The 19,637-nt window shown below is 27.3% G+C and carries 19 protein-coding genes and 2 pseudogenes; 14 read left to right on the top strand and 7 right to left on the bottom strand.

Annotated elements, in window-relative coordinates; translation table 11 throughout:
* Nucleotides 1–36: 36 nt before the first annotated feature.
* A complete protein-coding gene (locus tag AVANS14531_RS02105) occupies nucleotides 37–618 on the top strand; it encodes a hypothetical protein (RefSeq protein ID WP_239818504.1) in 582 nt (193 codons plus the stop codon).
* Nucleotide 619: 1 nt separating this feature from the next.
* Complete coding sequence (gene hemW / locus AVANS14531_RS02110) at nucleotides 620–1,651, top strand: radical SAM family heme chaperone HemW (RefSeq protein ID WP_336611145.1); 1,032 nt, start codon at nucleotides 620–622, stop codon at nucleotides 1,649–1,651.
* A gap of 7 nt (nucleotides 1,652–1,658) precedes the next feature.
* Here the strand turns inward: hemW and AVANS14531_RS02115 are convergent, their stop codons facing one another.
* From AVANS14531_RS02115 to AVANS14531_RS02145, 7 genes are all read right to left on the bottom strand, one after another.
* On the bottom strand, nucleotides 1,659–2,408 hold the full coding sequence (locus AVANS14531_RS02115; protein WP_336611146.1) for a hypothetical protein: 750 nt from the start codon (nucleotides 2,406–2,408) through the stop codon (nucleotides 1,659–1,661).
* Complete coding sequence (locus tag AVANS14531_RS02120) at nucleotides 2,409–3,179, bottom strand: hypothetical protein (RefSeq protein ID WP_336611147.1); 771 nt, start codon at nucleotides 3,177–3,179, stop codon at nucleotides 2,409–2,411.
* 17 nt (nucleotides 3,180–3,196) lie between these two features.
* Nucleotides 3,197–3,667, bottom strand: a complete 471-nt coding sequence (locus AVANS14531_RS02125) for a hypothetical protein (RefSeq protein ID WP_336611148.1) — start codon at nucleotides 3,665–3,667, stop codon at nucleotides 3,197–3,199.
* 37 nt (nucleotides 3,668–3,704) lie between these two features.
* Nucleotides 3,705–3,995 (bottom strand): hypothetical protein, encoded by a 291-nt coding sequence (locus tag AVANS14531_RS02130; protein ID WP_336611149.1) that lies wholly within the window; start codon nucleotides 3,993–3,995, stop codon nucleotides 3,705–3,707.
* A 205-nt stretch (nucleotides 3,996–4,200) separates the two neighbouring features.
* Complete coding sequence (locus tag AVANS14531_RS02135; RefSeq protein ID WP_336611150.1) at nucleotides 4,201–5,313, bottom strand: NAD(P)/FAD-dependent oxidoreductase; 1,113 nt, start codon at nucleotides 5,311–5,313, stop codon at nucleotides 4,201–4,203.
* 10 nt (nucleotides 5,314–5,323) lie between these two features.
* The gene (locus tag AVANS14531_RS02140) at nucleotides 5,324–6,031 is read right to left on the bottom strand and encodes an AMIN domain-containing protein (protein ID WP_336611151.1); all 708 of its coding nucleotides are present in this window, start codon (nucleotides 6,029–6,031) and stop codon (nucleotides 5,324–5,326) included.
* A gap of 2 nt (nucleotides 6,032–6,033) precedes the next feature.
* Complete coding sequence (locus AVANS14531_RS02145; RefSeq protein ID WP_336611152.1) at nucleotides 6,034–7,284, bottom strand: coproporphyrinogen III oxidase family protein; 1,251 nt, start codon at nucleotides 7,282–7,284, stop codon at nucleotides 6,034–6,036.
* A gap of 163 nt (nucleotides 7,285–7,447) precedes the next feature.
* Here AVANS14531_RS02145 and AVANS14531_RS02150 point away from each other — a divergent pair, with 163 nt between their 5' ends.
* The 12 genes and pseudogenes from AVANS14531_RS02150 (at nucleotide 7,448) to AVANS14531_RS02200 (ending at nucleotide 19,389) form a co-directional block, all read left to right on the top strand.
* Entirely contained in the window at nucleotides 7,448–8,530 is a 1,083-nt protein-coding gene (locus AVANS14531_RS02150; protein ID WP_239818488.1) for an ABC transporter substrate-binding protein, read from the top strand.
* Complete coding sequence (locus AVANS14531_RS02155; protein WP_336611153.1) at nucleotides 8,527–9,540, top strand: FecCD family ABC transporter permease; 1,014 nt, start codon at nucleotides 8,527–8,529, stop codon at nucleotides 9,538–9,540. Before AVANS14531_RS02150 ends, AVANS14531_RS02155 begins: the two co-directional genes overlap by 4 nt.
* Nucleotides 9,537–10,262 carry an ABC transporter ATP-binding protein gene (locus AVANS14531_RS02160; RefSeq protein WP_336611154.1) on the top strand — a complete coding sequence of 242 codons (726 nt, stop codon included), beginning with the start codon at nucleotides 9,537–9,539 and terminating at the stop codon, nucleotides 10,260–10,262. Before AVANS14531_RS02155 ends, AVANS14531_RS02160 begins: the two co-directional genes overlap by 4 nt.
* A gap of 146 nt (nucleotides 10,263–10,408) precedes the next feature.
* A complete protein-coding gene (locus tag AVANS14531_RS02165) occupies nucleotides 10,409–11,668 on the top strand; it encodes a M28 family peptidase (RefSeq protein WP_336611155.1) in 1,260 nt (419 codons plus the stop codon).
* Nucleotides 11,669–11,680: 12 nt separating this feature from the next.
* A complete protein-coding gene (gene fumC / locus AVANS14531_RS02170) occupies nucleotides 11,681–13,069 on the top strand; it encodes a class II fumarate hydratase (RefSeq protein ID WP_336611156.1) in 1,389 nt (462 codons plus the stop codon).
* Nucleotides 13,066–14,076 (top strand): tRNA (adenosine(37)-N6)-threonylcarbamoyltransferase complex transferase subunit TsaD, encoded by a 1,011-nt coding sequence (gene tsaD, locus AVANS14531_RS02175; RefSeq protein WP_336611157.1) that lies wholly within the window; start codon nucleotides 13,066–13,068, stop codon nucleotides 14,074–14,076. The genes fumC and tsaD overlap by 4 nt, the downstream gene beginning before the upstream one ends.
* A gap of 6 nt (nucleotides 14,077–14,082) precedes the next feature.
* A complete protein-coding gene (locus AVANS14531_RS02180; RefSeq protein ID WP_336611158.1) occupies nucleotides 14,083–14,517 on the top strand; it encodes a DUF2147 domain-containing protein in 435 nt (144 codons plus the stop codon).
* Complete coding sequence (locus tag AVANS14531_RS02185; protein WP_336611159.1) at nucleotides 14,517–15,248, top strand: 3'(2'),5'-bisphosphate nucleotidase CysQ family protein; 732 nt, start codon at nucleotides 14,517–14,519, stop codon at nucleotides 15,246–15,248. Before AVANS14531_RS02180 ends, AVANS14531_RS02185 begins: the two co-directional genes overlap by 1 nt.
* 3 nt (nucleotides 15,249–15,251) lie before the next feature.
* Complete coding sequence (locus AVANS14531_RS02190; RefSeq protein ID WP_336611160.1) at nucleotides 15,252–17,192, top strand: HD domain-containing phosphohydrolase; 1,941 nt, start codon at nucleotides 15,252–15,254, stop codon at nucleotides 17,190–17,192.
* 177 nt (nucleotides 17,193–17,369) lie between these two features.
* Nucleotides 17,370–18,128: pseudogene (locus tag AVANS14531_RS09195) on the top strand (PAS domain-containing protein); the annotation flags it as partial.
* Between the two features lie 105 nt (nucleotides 18,129–18,233).
* Nucleotides 18,234–18,656: pseudogene (cetZ, locus tag AVANS14531_RS09200) on the top strand (energy taxis response protein CetZ); the annotation flags it as partial.
* A 178-nt stretch (nucleotides 18,657–18,834) separates the two neighbouring features.
* Nucleotides 18,835–19,389, top strand: coding sequence for a hypothetical protein (locus AVANS14531_RS02200; RefSeq protein WP_336611162.1), 555 nt, complete (start codon nucleotides 18,835–18,837; stop codon nucleotides 19,387–19,389).
* Nucleotides 19,390–19,637 lie beyond the last annotated feature (248 nt).

Below are 19,637 nucleotides of genomic sequence, written 5' to 3' on the forward strand. Positions count from 1 at the left end.
TCCGATATAAAATCATAATTTATTTAAGGAGTTTGAATGCAAATTAGTGCAAAAAATATTACCCTATCTTATCAAGCAGCAGGAAGCTTTAAAAGTAAAGATGAAGCACAAAAAAATATAAAAGAAAATTTAAAAAATTACGGAGTAGAACTAAACGACAAAGAATTAGAAAAACTAACAGCAAAAGGAGAAAATGACAGCTTTTTTGCTTTAAGTTTTGAAATCAGCATTACAGAAATTAGCATTCAAGGTAATCTTCATGAAATAGCGAACAATAGGGGAAATATCAAAAACTTTTTAAATGATTTTAAGGATTTAACTTTAAAGAATTTGAATCAGGAATTAGCAAAAGACTTAATAAGCGAAAATGGTTTATTTGGAGCTAAAAACTCAGGTCAAAAAATAGCAAATAGTATTCTTGAACTAGCAAATAACGATGTTGATAAATTAAAAACAGCAAAAAATGGTTTGCTAGATGGCTTTAATGAAGCGTTTAAAAAGTTTGGCTTTAAAGATGATTATATGAGCTTAGCTAATAAAACCTTAGAAAATGCCTTTAAAATGATAGATGAACAAATCGCAAAATTAGGCGAAAATATATTTAATTTAAAAGCTTAAAATGAGAATATACATTCACATTCCTTTTTGTGCTAGCAAATGTTCTTATTGTTCCTTTGCTAGCTTTACAAATAAGCAAAAAATAAATGAGTATTTTAAGGCTTTAGAATTAGATTTATCAAGGTTTTTGCCTTTTTCTAAAGACATAAAAAGCATATATTTTGGGGGTGGAACGCCTAGTTTTATACCTGCAAAGTATTATGAAAATTTATTTAAATTACTAAAGCCATTTTTAAATGCAAATTGCGAAATAAGTGCTGAAGCAAATCCAAATTCTTTAAGTCTTGAATGGCTTAATATTATGAGAGATTATGGACTAAATCGCATTAGTCTTGGGGTTCAAAGCTTTAATGATGAAAAACTAAAATTCTTAAATAGAAGCCATTCATCACTTGAAGCACTAAATCAAATCGCCCTACTTAAAAAAGAAAAGATAAATTATAGTATTGATTTAATATATGGAACTTTTATGGACGATTTAACTATGTTAAATAATGAGCTTGATGTATTAAAAAGTTTAGAATTAAATCATCTAAGCGCTTATACTTTAATACTTGAAGAAAATACTCCATTTGCTAATAAAATAGATTATTTACAAAAAAATGATGAGCTAAACTGCTATTTTTACGAACAAATCAATAAAATAGGCTTAAAAGCCTATGAAATAAGCAATTTTGCAAGTTCAAGTGATTACGAATGCTCTCACAATAAAGCTTACTGGAATAAAGATGATTATATCGGCATTGGGCTTTCAAGTGTAGGAACGAGCAAAAATATTCGCTATTATGCAAGCTCTAGTCTTGCTGAATATATAAATAATCCATTAAAAAGAAGCAAAGAAATATTAAGCTTAGATGATATTAGATTAGAAAGCATTTTTTTAGGTCTTAGATCAAATGTAGGGGTTAGCTTAGAACTTATTAAGGATTTATCAAAACTTGATGATTTAAAAGAATTAATATATATTAAAAATGGAAGATTATTTAATAAAAACTACTTATTAAGTGATGAAATAGCATTGTTTTTAGAATAAATTTTATTTAAACTAATTTCAATATATTTCCTTTATTTTTATTTTCATTTTTATTGATTAATTCTTCTAATTTTTCTAAATCGCTTTTATTAAATTTATTAAAGGAAAGCTCATAAGATTTATAAAAAATCTTAAATCTTTTTCGCTTTAAAAAAATTCTTATAGTATTTTTAAAATTTGTTTTAAGAAAATAATATTCCTTAATATCATCATATTTTATTCTGCTAACTCCTAAGCCTTTTACAAATACCAAGCAATCTTCATAGCAAACCACTCTTTTAACACCGCAAAACATAATTAAAGTGCATAATATAATTACTACGCCGATTATTTTATAAATAATTAATTCATCTTTTAAAAAGCTTACAATACTAATAAATGAAAGCAGCATTAAAAATCCAAAAGTTATATGGGCTAAATCAAATCTTTTTGGATTAATCACATAAATCGCATTGCTTGTATCAACTTCTCTTAATATATAAATTACAAGGATATAAATAACAATAAAAATCATAAAATATAGCCAATTTTCTACTACAAAAATAAGTGAAATTAAACTAAACAAAACAATAGCAAAAAGTTTTGATTTATCATAAAAATACTTCATTGATAAAACAAAATAATGAAGAAACATATAAACAAACATTAAAAACAAATAATTTTCAATAAAACAAGATTTAATTGCAAGATATATAAAAACAGCATTTATAGGAGTTAATGCAAGTATGATTATAAATTTTAAATTCTCTTTAATCATTTAATATTTCTTATCTAATAATGTGTATTTTACTTGTTTATCTTGATTATAAATGTCTAAGATTTCTTTTAACAAGCGAACCACTTCTTTTTCGCTAAGCAAATTATTACCGGTAATATCTATGATTGCAAATATAGTATTATCATTTGATAGGCGTTTTTTATGAACAAGAATTATTTTTATAATATCTGTTTTATAGTTTAAAATCCAAATTATCCTATTTGAATTTAAATCACAATCTATGAAAAAACATTCAAACTCTTTATCAATTAGCATTGTTTTTGTATTAAATATAGTATCTTGTGTATTGAATTTAGAAAGCACTTCATTTATTTTATATTTTTCATAAATTTCGTTATTAATTTCTATATTTTTAAAATCTAATTTAAGCTGAGTATTACCTATAAAGCTTGATTTACTTTTAAAAAATTTCTTGTATAACTTTACTAACAAATAATAATACACAAATGGCAAAATCAAAGCTATTATTGCACCTATTGACAAGGTCAAAACAGGGATATAAGATAAGCAAAACACAAGAGTTAAAAACGCTTTGCATAATTCTTTTGATACAGTGAAATATATTATATGAGTTAAAAAACATAAAGGTATAATAAATATTGAACCAATCAAACTTCCATAAGGTGCTTGTAGAATTGATAAATTAGACATATCATGAGCAGAATATCCAAAAATAACCATCATAAACAAAAAACAATAAATTGGCAATATTGCAATTAAAATTACAATTTTTATCACAATTTTTTCCATTATAAAATCTCCTTTTGTTATAAGTATTCCCCCAATACTTCATCTATTATGTACGCTTTAAATTCTTTATCATTATTTAAGCTTCCGTCCCATTTATAAACAGCTAATATTTCTCTTAATAAGACTATTATTTCTTTTTCATTTAATGTTTTATTATCTCTTATAGAAAGAATTTTATAAACTCTATTATAAACTACATTATCAATCTCTTGTTTGATATCATAATCTAAAATTATCCTTATATGCTCGCCTTTGTAATATAAAATCCACAAAGACTTACTAAGCTTTGCATGGTCTAGCTCAGGGTCATCAAAATTCATACATCTTATAAACCAGCAGTCTAATTCTTCATCTATTACAATGCGTTTTTCAAAAGGAAATTTATGATGTTGTCTGAGATACCAATCATTAGTATGCTTAATACAAATATCTACAAAAGAATATTTTTTCTCTAATCTATCATCAATAATTGCGTTTTTAAAAGCCATTATTTATCCTTTTTAACAAGAACATATTTATCAATAATTAATATATGAAATACATGCATAAAATAACCATACAAAAACAACAAGATAAAAAACATATAAGTTCGTTAGCTATAACACAATAAAACACATACATTAAAATAATACTAAAAATAAGGGCAAAAACATTGCAAATAAAAATCAAAATTCCTAAAATATCTCTTGTTTGGTGTTTGTAAATAGCTTCACAATAATCACATTTCATTATATATCCTAAATCATCATCAAAAACATGTGTTTTAGGTAAAGGAATTTTATTTTTACAAACTTCACATTTTTTATAAAAAAACATTTAAATGCCTTAAATTTAAAATACTTATATCATAGCAAAAATTAAAACAATTATTAAAATTATCTTGAATAAAAATTACTAATTCCTATTTCAAATTCTAGTAATTTTTAAAAGAATTTGAAATAGGAATTTAAACTAAGAATAGGTAAAAAAAAGTTAGTGTATTTATGTTTTAATTTTTAGTATTCTTAAAGAATACTAAAAATCATAAGCCTTTTAAGCCGAATAATTTATATTGCCATTTTATCTCGGTAAATTTCTTTAAAACTTTTGCTAAAAAGCCACTAAAATCTCTACCTTGCACGCTTGCAACTGCGTATTTTTCACTTAAAGAACAAACACTTCCTTGGTCTTTATAACTAAATTTTTCTTTAAAACTTTGATTATTTAGTCTAGCGCTTAGACTTTTTGCTAAATAATTTCCTTGTTTGCAAGCAATTTGTGCTGTTGGTGCAAAAGGTCTATCATTATTCATAATCAAAGAACAATCTCCTAAAATATAACAATTATCATAATTTGGAGCTTGCAAATACTCATTAACTAAAACTCTATTGTTTTTGCTCTCAAACACACTATTTCCTATAACTGCATTTCCCTTAACTCCGGCAGTAAAAATAATGTTTTTTGAATCTATATAATTTTCTTCATCATTTAAATAAATTCTATCGCCTTGTTTTTTTATAATTTTATGTGAGCTTAAGACTTTTACCCCTAAATTCTCTAAATATTTTCTAGCAACTTTAGCTAATTCTTTGTTATACATAGGCAAAATTTCATCCATTGCCTCAATTATATAAATATTTGCGTCTATATCTTTTGACTTACAAACTTGAGCAATAGAAGCACATAATTCAACCCCGCTAAAACCTGCTCCGCAAATTACAACATTTTTATAAATGCTTTCTGATTTTTCTAGGTTTTTATACAAATCTTCTTTTGTTTTAAGTGCGTTTTCATAATCGCCTATTTCGTAAGTTTCTTCTAGCCCTTCAATGCCAAAAGTATTTTTATTCGCTCCTAAACCTATATAAATTTCATCAAAATCATAATCAGTGTTTTTGCAATACAATTTATTAGGCTCTATTTTTATAGCTGTGTCTTGAATGATTACTATTTCTTCTGGAATGATTGATTTTAAATCAATTTTAATATTTTTTTCGCTTTCATCTGCTGCAATTTTATGTAATTCTGTTGTTTTGTAGTGATATGAATTATTATTTATTAATAAAAATTCAGCCTTTTTTAAATCTTCTTTACTAAGACTTTTGATTAAAGATAAATTCGCATATCCAGCGCCTAAAAAAATGATTTTCTTCATAACACTCCTTTTATTTTAATTTTATAATGTATTCTCCTACATTTTTTTGAATATCATAATCATAAATTCCATCTAATTTAATAACAAGTCTATAAAAATTTCTATGAACCCCTGAATATATCTCATCAACATAATCAGCTTCCATTTTAAAATGCTTGTTTTGTAGGACATTATTGGTTTTAAAATCCATTACAATTCTATTTGGATTTTTTAGGCTAAATTCTCTAAGTAAATTATTGTGAGTTTTTATATGTATATTTTTTTTATCAAGTATTACATTAAAATCATTTGAAAAAGTATATTCTAAAGGCTTATATTGCTTAACTTCTTCTACTATTTCTGGTATTTTGATAGGTTGCTCTTTTTCTTCTTCTTTGTTTAAAGCTAATTTGATTTTATCTTCAACTTTAAGCTCTGTTTTTTGCTCTTTATCTTCTTTTATACTAAGCTCTCTTGCATCAAGTAGCATATAAACTTTATGCCAATCAAGCCCTTGATTTACATCTATTTCGTATTCTTTTAAAGTCCCATCTACATTTGTATAAATTAATTTTATTTTATTTAAAATTCTTGCATCACTTGGGACATTAAAGGCTATTTTTTGCAATTCTTTAATCTCTTCAATAGGACTTGGATTATTAATATTTACAATAGGAACAAATGGATTTTCTCTTGCAAATAAAAATAAAGATATAAAAAGCAAAAAGCCCTTTTTCATAATCATAAATCCTTTCTAAAAAACGCCCTTACTAAGTCCATATTTATATAAAATTCTTTCATTAAAGTAAGTGCTAAATATTTGCCAAAAAAAGTATTTTGAATAATACCATTATTTATGTTAATTGCACCAACACTTTTCATTGCTTTTAATCTAAAACCTAAATGTTTTTCTAAATCGCAATTATAATTTTGATTAAAATTATTAATATTTAAATTATCCTTAAAAAATTCTGTTAAAAATATATAATTAATCACATCTTCATTACTAAAATCAATATGAGCTAGTTTTTTATTCTTGCCTTCTAGCACCTTTGCCTTATAATCATCAAGCTTAAAAGCATTTACTAAAAGCTTGTTTTCTGTGAAAGAAAACGCCCCACTTCCAGCTCCAATATACTCATGATGAGTACTTACATATTCATCATTAAAATTAGTTCTATCTTTAGAAAAACTCCATGAATTATTTTGCTCATAATCACTAAAATAATCACAAATTATCTTATAAAACTCATATTCATTGTCTTGCTTATCTATTCCTAATTTTGCAGCGATTATTTCTTTTGTTAAATTAGATTTCATTAATGGATACAAGGTTATTTGCGATGGAGCAATGCTTTTTGCTAATTCTATATCTTTAATTAGCATTTGCTTAGTTTGTGATGGAAAATTAAAAATCAAATCAATACTAAAAGTAGGAAGTATTCCGTTAGCTAATTCTAATTTTTTTACTAATTCTTTTTGCTCGCCAAATTTTTCTAAGCGATTAACCTTTCTTAAAATATCATTATCAAAGCTTTGAACCCCACAACTAAGCCTGTCAATAAGCCCTTTAAAATCTTTTAAAACTTCTGGTTTTATGTGGTTTGGATCGCTCTCACAAGAAATTTCTTCAATACTAAATAAATCCTTGCATAAACTAAGAGTTTTTATAAGCTCATCTTCATTTATAAGCGTAGTTCCACCGCCTACATAAAGCGTATTGAAGTCATATCCTAAGTCTTTAAATTGTTGCAATTCAACTCTTAAAATTTTAAAATATTCCTTACATAATTCTTCATCATAAGCAAACTTATGAAAACTACAATATGGACAAAATGTGTGACAAAACGGCACATGAATATAAAGCATTACCTTTTTGTTGTCTTTTGCATTATTTAACACGATTTCTTCTTGGAATTTGAATTTTGATTTTAGTTCTTTATTTAAAAAATTACAGGTATATTTTAAAGCTTGTTTTTGCAAAAAATTCATTAATAACCTTTATTAAATATTAAAAAATGTTTTTAGTTTATACAAATAAAATTAATTTCTAGAATTTGAAATAGGAATTACGATTTCTCTTAATTAAGTTTAAGAATTACTTAAAATTTTTAAGTTAATATAAATTATCAATTAAATTATTAAGGAGTTATTTATGCTTAAAAAAGTTTTATTTGTAATGTTTATTTTACTTAATGCTTATTCAATAGAAGTTACAGATATTTTAGGTCGCAAAGTCAATATTAAAGATAATGTTTCTAAAGTAGCTTTAACTTTTTATTTTGAAGAATATTTCAGCGCAACAGGTAAGCAAGGTGTATCAAAAATAGCTGCTTGGTCTAAAAAATATTGGCATGGTAGAAGACAAGCTAGCTGGGATGCTTTTACTAAAGAATTCCCTACTCTTTTAGATATTCCTGACATTGGTTATGGTCCTAAAAAAACTATATCTTTTGAAAAAATAATATCTTTACAACCTGATTTAGTAATATTTGCAAAGATAGATTATGAATATGTAAAAAATAATTTAGAAAAATTAGAAAAAGCAAATATTCCTGCAGTTTTTATAGATTTTCATGATGAAAACTTAGATAATCACTTAAAAAGTATGCAAATTTTAGGTGCGATTTTTAACGAAAATGAAAGAGTAGAAAAAATAAATAATTTTTATAAATCTAAGTTTGATTTAGTAACAACTAGAATTAATAATGCAAAAGATTTAAAAAGACCTAAAGTATATGCAGAATTTAGTGAAAAAGCAGGTGCTATGCAAATAGGCGTAACTTGGGATAATAAAATGTGGGGAGCTTTTATTGAATTAGCTGGTGGAGAAAATATCGCAAAAGGCAAAATAAAAGGAACAAGCGCTCCATTAAACCCAGAACTAATAATATCAGCTAATCCTGATGTAATAATATTTGCAGGTAATTATTTTGAAAATAGTTTTAAAAATATCCCATTAGGCTATAACATAACAGAAGAACAAGCTAAGCTTAATCTAAAAGCTTATGAAGATAGACTTGGCTGGAGTAAAATCAATGCTGTTAAAAACAAAAATATGTATGCTTTATATCATGATTTAAGTAGGCATATATTTGATTTTGCAGGAATTTTATTCTTTGCTAAGGCAATTCATCCTGAATTATTTAGCGATATAGACCCTAAAAAAGAATTAGAGTTATTTTTCAATGAATTTTATCCTATACCACTAAGCGGAACTTGGATGGTTAAGTTTTGAAAGTAGGTAGTTTTTATAAAGAATTAGTATTAAAAAGACTAATTTATTTAGCAATTGCTTTAGGACTTTTATTAATTTGTTTAGTAGTAGATATAGGCTTAGGGCCTGCTAAATATTCACCTAGTACTATAATAAATGCTATATTTTTTAATGAAAGCAATGAGAGTATAAAAGTTATTTTATTTGATATTAGAATTCCTCAAGCTCTAATGGCAATAATTGCTGGAGCAGTTTTAGGGCTTAGTGGAGCTATTATGCAAACAATACTAGCAAACCCCCTAGCCTCTCCTTATACTTTAGGTATAGGCTCGGCTGCTAGTTTTGGTGCTGCTTTAGGAATATTGCTGTTTGATGGAGCTTTTTTTGGGATTTCATCTCTTGCTTTTATATTCTCAACCATTAGCATTCTAGCTATATATTTTTTAAGTAAAAGGATATTTTTAGGTGGTTCAACCATAGTTTTAATAGGTATTGTTATGGTTTTTATATACCAAAGTTTGCAAGCTTTTGTAATTTATCTTGCAAATGAAATTGAAGTATCTAGCATAGTGTTTTGGACCTTTGGCTCATTATCAAGAGCTACTTATTTAAATTGCTTAATTTTATTTATTGCTTTTAGTATTGTTTTAGTAATAGTTTTGATGAAATCTTGGGAATTAAATGCCTTGTTATTAGGAGATGAAAAAGCTCAAAGCTTAGGAGTAAAAACTTTTAAAATAAAAATCTCAATGCTTGTATTAATATCTTTTCTTACTACCATTTGCGTATGTTTTGTAGGAACTATAGGTTTTGTTGGTTTAGTGGGCGCACATATTGCAAGATTAATAATAGGCTCAGAACAAAGATTTTTCCTAGTATTTTCTAGCCTTGTTGGAAGTTTGTTATTACTCATTTCTTCTTCTATTAGCAAAAGCGTAATTGATGGAGTAGTATTTCCGATAGGAATTATTACTTCTTTAATAGGAGCTATATTTTTCTTAAGTATTTTGCTAAAAAAGGGTATTAAATGATAGTTAGCAATTTAAGTTTTTCTTATAAAAATCAAAATATTTTAAATGATATTAATTTTAGCGTAAAAGATGGCGAAATTATAATGGTTTTAGGGGTTAATGGAGTTGGAAAAAGCACTTTAATGAAATGCTTAGCTGGTGTTTTAAATCATAGTGGTTTAATAGATTTAGAAGGAATAAAACCAACAAAAATCGGCTATATGACTCAAAATATTGTTTCAAATGATTGTTTGAGTGTTTTTGAATTTATTTTGCTAGGAAGAATAGGAGAATTAAGGTTTAAAGTAAGCGATAAGGACTTATTAAGAGTTGAGCATGTAATAAGTCATTTAAAAATTGAACATTTAGCAAAAAGAAATTTTAACGAACTTTCAGGCGGTCAGCAAAGATTAGTAATAGTTGCTCAAATGCTAGCAAAAGAGCCAAAATTAATGTTCCTTGATGAACCAACTGCTAATTTAGATATAGCAAGAGAAAAGGAAATTATGGAACTAATAAAGCAATATTGTAAATTCTACAATGTCGCAGCAATTATTAATATTCACAATATAAATCATGCTTTAAAATATGCTGATAAGATTTTATTGCTTAAAGAAGGTAAGAGTGCTTTTTTTGGAGAAGTTAATGAACTTAAATTAGATATTTTAGAAGAATGCTTTAAAGTGAAATTTGATACTTATTTTAATGCTAATAATGACAAAATAATTTTTGAAAAATATTAAGATTAAGAATTTGAAATTCCTATTTCAAATTCTTTAAAAATATTACTATTTTACACACTTTAAAATAAATTACTAATTTACACACTAAACTTACTCTTTATTAAACTTTAAAATCTAATGTTTTCGTAAAAAATTAAGGAGAAATAATGAGTGTTTTAGAACATTTCAAGCAAATTGCAGCAATTCCGCATTGTAGTTTTGATGCGGTGAAATTAAAAGATTTTTTAATTAATTACGCTAAATCAAAAGGCTTTGAAGTGCTAGTTGATAAAGCAGAAAATATTTTATGCAAAAAAGGAAATCCTAATATATGCTTACAAAGTCATTATGATATGGTTTGTGTAGGCGATGCACCTAATATAAATATAATAGAAAGCGATGGTTTTATTAAAGCAAATAATTCAACCTTAGGCGCTGATAATGGAATAGGAATTGCCATTATGATGGAAGCTATGAATGAATTTAACGACCTTGAATGCTTATTTACTGCTAATGAAGAAGTGGGGTTAATAGGAGCTAATAATTTAGAGCTAAAAATTAGCTCAAAGCATTTATTAAATCTTGATAGTGAGTGCGTAGATAGAGTTATTATAGGCTGTGCGGCAAGTTTAATGATGAATGTAAATATCAAATTAAGCTACAAAAATCCTAGTAAAAAATACCTATATGAAGCTCACACTAAAGGCTATAAAGGCGGACATAGTGGAATTGATATTGTTAAAAATATTCCTAGCGCAATAAGTGATTTGGCTTTATTTTTATACAAAAATGATGCTGAATTAGTAAGCTTTAATGGAGGCGAAAGAACTAATAGCATAAGCGTAAATGCAAAGGCTGTTTTTTATAGCGACGCTGAATTAAAATCAAGCGAAAATATAGAAATTATTAAGCTTGAAAGCAAAGGCGAAAAAGTAATAGAACAAGATATCTTAAGCCGTCTTGCAAGCTATAAGCACGGAGTTTGGTCTTATTCAAAAGATTTAAATATAGTAAAAACTAGCGTAAATCTAGCAATTATCAAGCAAAATAACGATGAATTAGAACTGCAAATGTTTGCAAGAAGTGATAATTCAGCAGATTTAGATGAAGTGTTTTATAAAACTAAAGCACATTTTAACAATGATAATGTAAAGCTTATCGCAAAAGATGAGCCTTGGGAACCTGTGCCAAATGATTTTACTTATGCAGTGCTTAATTCTTTACAAAAATATAATCCAAAAGCTAGTATGAGTAGTATTCATGCAGGACTTGAGTGTGGGGTTTTAAAGACTAAACAAAATGAATTATTATGCGCTTCAATTGGGCCAAATATATTAAATCCACATAGTATTTATGAAAGATGCGAAATAAGCACAATTGATGTTATTAAAAACGCAACATTTGATTTAATTAAAAATTACAAATAAAAGGAGAATAAAATGAGTTATCGTATTGAACACGACACAATGGGTGAGGTAAAAGTTCCTGCAGATAAATTGTGGGCAGCACAAACACAAAGAAGTTTGGAAAATTTTAAAATCGGCACAGAAAAAATGCCAGTAGAATTAATACAATCTTTTGCGTATCTTAAAAAATCTTTAGCTTTAGTAAATAACGACTTAGGTAAATTAGATAATGCTAAAAAAGATGCTATCGTTAAAGCTTGTGATGAAATAATTGCTGGCAAACATAATGATGAGTTTCCATTAGCTATTTGGCAAACAGGCTCAGGCACTCAAACAAATATGAACCTAAACGAAGTTATAGCAAACCTTGCAACTAAACTAAATGGAATGGATTTTACAAAAGAAAAAATCGTTCATCCAAACGATCATGTGAATATGAGCCAAAGCTCAAACGATACATTCCCAACAGCAATGCATATTGTTGCAGTCTTAGAAACTGAAAAAACACTAATTCCTGCGCTAGAAATTCTAGAAAAAACACTAGATAAAAAAGCAAAAGAATTTGAAAATATAATCAAAATCGGAAGAACACATTTACAAGATGCAACCCCACTTACTTTAGGACAAGAGTTTAGCGGATATGTATATATGTTGCAAAGCTCAAAAAGACATATCTTAAAAGCACTTGAAGATGTAAGAGAGCTAACAATTGGTGGAACAGCAGTTGGAACTGGAATTAACGCTCATCCAGAGCTGAGTGAAAAAGTATCAGCGAAATTAACCGAGCTTTTAGGCACTAAGTTTATAAGTAGCCCAAATAAATTCCACGGACTTACAAGCCACGATGCTTTAGTATTTTTACATGGTGCATTTAAAGGTCTTGCAGCAAACTTAATGAAAATAGCAAACGATATTAGATGGCTTGCTAGTGGTCCTAGATGTGGTTTAGGTGAGCTTAGCATTCCAGAAAATGAGCCAGGTAGTTCAATTATGCCAGGTAAAGTAAATCCTACTCAAAGCGAAGCTTTAACAATGGTTAGCGTTCAAGTCATGGGAAATGATGCAGCTATTGGCTTTGCAGCTTCTCAAGGTAATTTTGAGCTAAATGTATTTAAGCCTGTAATTATTTATAATTTCTTACAAAGCTTAAGATTATTAGCTGACGCTATGATTAGCTTTAATGATAATTGCGCTATCGGAATTACTCCAAATATTGATAAGATTACTTATAATCTAAACAATTCTTTAATGCTAGTAACTGCACTAAATCCACACATAGGCTATGAAAATGCTGCAAAAGTTGCAAAAAATGCTCACAAAAAAGGAATAAGCTTAAAAGAATCTTGCTTAGAACTAGGATTATTAAGCGCTGATGATTTTGATAAATTCGTTGTTCCTGCAAATATGATTAAGCCAAAATGAAAGAACTAATATTAGCAATTGAAAGTAGCTGCGATGATTCAAGCATCGCAGTTATTGATGTAAATACTTATGAATGTGTTTTTTATGAAAAAATCTCTCAAGATGAGCATTCAGATTTTGGTGGAGTTGTGCCTGAACTTGCATCAAGACTACATACCGAAGCCCTACCTAAAATACTAGCTAAAACTAAGCTATTTTTTAATGATTTAAAAGCAATTGCAGTTACAAATGAACCAGGTTTATCAGTATCACTTCAAAGCGGTGTTGCTATGGCTAAGGCTTTAAGTGTAGCATTAAATCTACCTTTAATAGCTGTAAATCATTTAAAAGGACATATTTGCTCTTTATTTTTAGATAGCGAATTAGAAAATGATTTTTTGGTTTTATTAGTAAGTGGTGGCCATACTATGATAATTGAAATTTCAAAAGAATTTGAAATAGGAATTTTAGCAAGCACAAGTGATGATAGTTTTGGTGAAAGCTTTGATAAAGTTGCAAAAATGATGAATTTAGGTTATCCAGGTGGAGTTTTTATTGAAGAATTAGCTAAACTTGAAAATAATAATACTTATGAGTTTTCTTTACCAATTCCTAATAAAAATAGACTTGAATATTCGTTTTCAGGTATTAAAAACCAAGTAAGATTAGCTATACAAAATAGCATAGATAATAATACTTTAGAGCAAGATAAGGCAAATATAGCAGCAGCATTTCAAAGAATTGCGTGTAAGCATATAATTAATAAATTAAATATAGTTTTATCAAAAAGACATTATAAAGCTTTAGGAGTTGTTGGGGGTGCTAGTGCAAACTTGCTACTTAGAAGTGAATTAGAAAAAATTGCTAAAAAACATAATTCAAAACTACTTTTAGCACCATTAAAGTATTGTTCTGATAATGCTTTAATGATAGCAAGAGCAGCCATTAATGCATATAAACATAAAGATTTCGTAAATATAAGTGATGATATAATAAATCCAAAATCAAAAAATTTTCAAAGGTTATAAGAAATAATGAAAAAATTATTATTAATTTTAAGTTTCATAGGAATATTATTCGCAAAAGATTATGGCTATTACATTAGCGTTGATGAAAAAGGAAAACAAACTGCAAGATGGCATATTTATGAAGAAAATAATGAATTATTTGGTAAAGTAGTAAAACTATTTGAATATCCTGATAGTGAGATTTGCGATGCTTGTGAGAAAACTTATCCATTTTTTACCCATGCAAAAGATGCTAGTAAAATGAAAGTTGTAGGTGCTCCACTTTTATATAAACTAAAAAAAGAAGGTGCTAATACATATAAAAGTGGTTATATAATTGACCCTGAGAGCGGTAAATTATATAGAGCTAATGCTACTTTTAAAGATGATAAATTAATTTTAAGGGGATATATAGGCTTTTCTTTAATAGGAAGAAGTCAAACTTGGATTAAGGAAAAATAATGCAAGATTTACTTACTCTTGCAAAAAAAGCTGCAAAATTAGCAGGAGAAGAACTGCTTAGCATAAAACATCCTTTAATAAAAACCAAACCAGATGGTAGTTTAGTAAGCTCAGCTGATTTAAAAGCAAATGAAATAATATGTGATATTTTAAAAGAAAGTAAAATTAGTATTTGTTCAGAAGAGCAAATACTTGATTATGAAAAAAGAAAAAAAGCTCCATTTTGGCTAATAGACCCACTAGATGGAACTACTAATTATTTAAAAACTAGAAAGAATTTTTGCATTTGCATAAGTTTGATTGATGGGACTAGACCGATTTTAGGCTTAATTTATGATGTTTGCAATAAAGATATTTATTATTCAGCTAAAGGTATGCCAGTTTATAAAAATCAAGAAATCTTAAATAAAATTAAAAAAGAATCTAATAAAGCTTTAGTATCTTTAAGAAAAGATCAAAACGAAAATAATGCAAAAATACCTTTTAGCTACGGCTACACAGCATTAAATATAGGTTCGGCTTTAAAATTTTGTGCTTTGCTTGAAGGCTTTGCTGATGTATATTTAAGATATGAAATGCTTAATTCTTGGGATTTAGCTGCTGGGGACTTTTTGATAAATCAAAGTGGTGGCCTTATGTTAGGTCTTGATAAACAAAAATTAAACTATAATAAACCAAATTTTACTTGCAAACCTTTCATAGCGTTTTCAAGTGTATATAATAAGGATTAAATAATGAATATTTTTAACACACATAGAATAGTTTTTGAAGGCTCATCTGTTAGTAAATATTTAAGCGATAATCTAACTTGTATTCAATTTAGTTTAAGTGGCGTTATTGATGCAGGTTTTTTACCTAAACCAACAAATGACAATTTTATAAAACATGTATTCATATCTCATACTCATTTAGACCACATTTGTGCTATTGCTTTATATGTTGATAATTATTTTCTAAAACTTCAAGATAGTATTTGTTTATATGCAAGTAAAGAAAGCATACAAAGCTTAAAAGATCACTTTTTTAATAATAAAATTTGGCCTGATTTTTCTAAAATCAAACTTGCTAATGGAAAATATGCAATCACTTATAAAGAAATAAATATAGGTGATAAAATATTAATAGATGATGTTTATATTGAACCTGTTATGAGCTATCATTCAGAGGGTAGCTATGGCTTTATTATGAGCTATGGAAATGATAGTATATATTTTACTTCAGATACTTATTATCATGAAGGAATAGTTGAATTAATTAACTCAAGAAAAGATATTAAGCAAGTTATTGCAGATGTTAGTTTTGATTCAAGTTATGAAAAACTAGCAAGAGATTCAAAACATTTAACCCCTAAGCTACTTAAAAAAATCCAAGATGAAGCAAGAAAAGATGTGATTTTCCACGTTTATCACATTAAATATTGTTTTAAAGAAAGAATTGAAGAAGAATTAAAAGAACTAGATATTTTAAAAGAATACGGAATGATTATTAAAAACGGCTCGTTTATGCAGTTTAATACAAACTATAATAGCGATAAAGCCGTAATCAATGTATTAAAAAGACATAATCTAGACCAAGAACAAAAACTCGAAACCATTCTTGAATGCTTTTCGCAAATTTCTAAGAATTCAGACTCAAGAGCGAATCTAAATACTTTAGGAACAATGGTTAAGCAAAACATTCAAGCAGATAGATGTAGTGTATGGTTTATAGATAATGAAAGAAAAGAATACTACACATTACACGCCGATGGCGTAAATGAAATAAGAGTTCCTTTTGGAAAAGGTATTGTTGGTCGTGTAATTGAAACAAAAGAAGCTATATTAGAAAATAATCCTAAGAGTAATCCATATTTTGATAGCACAAACGACGAAAGAACAAAATATAGCACTAAATCAATTCTAGCAATGCCTATTTTAAATAGCGAGCATGAAGTAATAGGAGTATTTCAAGCTTTAAATAAACTAACAAATATTAATAATAACTTTGATAGAGATGACTTAGATTATTTAAGAATTGCAGCTGATTATTCTGGCAAAATCTATGAAGGTATGAAGTTTCAAGAAGATATCCTAAACGCTCAAAAAGACTTAATCTACTCAATCGCTGAAATGGTAGAGAGCAAAAGTGAAGAAACAGGAAATCATGTAAAAAGAGTTGGAAAAATTAGCGAAGCAATAGCAAGACAAATGGGCTTAAGTGAAGAAGAAGTAACACTTATAAGCTATGGAGCACCTACTCATGATATAGGTAAGATAGGAATTCCTGATGCAATACTTAATAAGCCAGGAAGACTTGACGAACAAGAATTTAGAACAATGCAAAAACATGCTCAAATTGGTTATGAAATGCTACATAGATTTAAGGGTAAAATCATGGAAGCAGCAGCAATCATAGCTCACGAACACCATGAAAAATTTGCGGGTGGTGGCTACCCTATGGGTAAAAAAGGTGAAGATATTCATATTTATGCAAGAATTGTTTCATTAGCTGATGTGTTTGATGCTCTAGCAAGCGATAGATGTTATAAAAAAGCTTGGCCTTTAGATGAAGTTTGCAAATATATTAGTGATAATTCAGGTTTTCAGTTTGACCCTAAGGTTGTTGAAGCATTTTTTGCTTGTAAAGAAGAAATATTCGCAATCAAAGAAAAATACAAAGATGTTTATAAAGGATAATTTAGGAATTTGTTTTATCAAATTCCTAAAAATTTATCAATAAAAACTAATAATAAATTAAAAAATATTCAATAAAAACAAAATTTAAAAAACAATAAAAATTATTATTATTTTTTTATACAACTTTAAGTAAAAATACATATAATCGCCCATTTTTCTTAAAATAGGAGTAAAAATATGTTTTTTAAAAATAACAAGGATAATACCGAAAAATTATCGCTTGAGTTAAAAGATAAACAAGCTATATTAAAAGCTATTTATGGCGAAATGGCTATTATAGAATTTGATGTTAAAGGCAATATTGTTGATGCAAATGAGCATTTTTTAAAGGCTACAAAATATACTTTAGCAGAGATTAAAGGAAAGCATCATAGAATGTTTTGCGATAGCTCTTATGTTAATTCAAGTGCTTATCCTATGTTTTGGCAAGAATTATCAAGAAATATTCCACAAAGTGGCTTATTCAAAAGATTTACAAAAGACAAAAACGCAATTTATTTAGAAGCAAACTATCTTCCAATAGCAGATGAAAATAATCAAGTTTATAAGGTTATAAAATTTGCAGCCGATGTTACAGAGCATGAAAACGAGCTTTTAGATTTAAAAAATACAATTAATGCCGCAAGCAAATCAATGGCTTTAATTGAGTTTGATCCAAATGGAGAAATCCTAGATGCAAACGAAAACTTTTTAAATACTATGCATTATAGAAAAAATGAAATTGTAGGCAAACACCATTCAATGTTTTGCGATGAAGAATATGTAAAAAGCAGTGCATATAGAAAATTCTGGGATGACTTAAAAAATGGTATTTTTCAATCAGGACAATTCATTAGATATAGCAAGGATAAAACCCCTGTATATTTAGAAGCTAGTTATAATCCTGTTTATAATCAAGAAGGCAAGGTTTATAAAGTAATCAAGTTTGCAAGCGATGTTAGCAGACAAGTTATAAGAGATATGAATAAGAACAAAATCGTAAGCGAACTAGCACAAAAGAACGATGAAAGCACCGATGAAGGTAGCAAAGTAATAGCAAAAAGTGTTAAAAACGTTCAAGAAATAGCTGAGATTATGAATGAAAGTAGCGAGTTAGTTCATTCTTTAAATATTCAATCAGATGAGATCGTATCAGTTATTCAAACCATTAAAGATATTGCAGAGCAAACAAATCTATTAGCACTAAATGCTGCTATTGAGGCAGCTCGTGCGGGTGAGCATGGACGCGGCTTTGCAGTGGTTGCTGATGAGGTTAGAAAACTAGCTGAACGCACAGCAACATCAATTAACGAAATTACAATGACTATTAATTCTATTAGAAATGTAAGTGCAAGCGTGGTTGAGAGCATTAGCAAAAGCATAGCTCAAGTAAATGAAAGCGTAAATCTAGCAAATACAGCTAATGATTGCATGAATAAAATCAAAGAAAGCTCAAGAGAAGTTGCTAAAGCAATGGAGCAATAATAATTTCAAAGAATTTGAAATAGGAATTAAAAACCTAATTCAAGTTCTTTCTTCTAAAATATCTACAAATTTTATAACCCTTATCAAATATAATAAATAAAATATAAAACACTAAAAGGCTTTAAATGTTTTCTTTTATTAAAGATTAATAAAAAAATCTTTATTTGTTGGTTTGAGTGTGGCGTTTTCGGTTTTAGCCCTTGTTGGCATTCCAATACTCATTATGATTTTAAATGATTTTTATAGTGAATATTTTAATTCAACTTATGATAAATTTCTTAAAACTAAAAAAGAGCTTTGCTCTCTTGAAAGGCAATTAGAAGTAGAAGGTTATACATCATTTTGGGATTTTAAAAATGAGTATACAAATTATAAACATGATTATTCTAAAAGCGGATATAAATGTAATTTGGAAAAAGAAGAAAAATATAAAAGAGCAATTGCAAATTATTTTAAATTAAGTAATGCAAAAATATATGAAGTGCAAAATTATAACAGCATTGATGAAGTTAAATCTCTTAAAACTCTAGATAATTTAGAATTTAAAGAAGTTAATGAATTTAACAATAATCTAGTATTTTTTGAAAAAAGATTTTTTGATAAAAATTCATTTCAATTTATAGATGGAGATGAAATGCAAGTAATGTTATATAACTCACATACAAAAGAAAAAGAAGAGAGAGAATATTATATAGATGGGTGTGGTTATGTAGTCCCAACATATAAATTATAAAATACAACTCAGAAGACATAATGGCTGAAATAAAATCAATACTTCTTACCCTGCACTATTTGAAATTTTAATTTTGCTAGTTTTATAAGAATTAAGGGTGCTAAAATCAATAAAGGCTTTTATTGAAATTTGCTTTAAGATTTTAATTTATTTTTATATAAAATATACTATTAAGAAAACAAAATCATGTTAAAAAACATTTACAAGCTTTAACGATATTGCAAGGATAATTGAAAAATAAGAATTTG

It is taken from the genome of Campylobacter sp. Cr9, assembly GCF_020138295.1.
GTDB lineage: Bacteria > Campylobacterota > Campylobacteria > Campylobacterales > Campylobacteraceae > Campylobacter_E.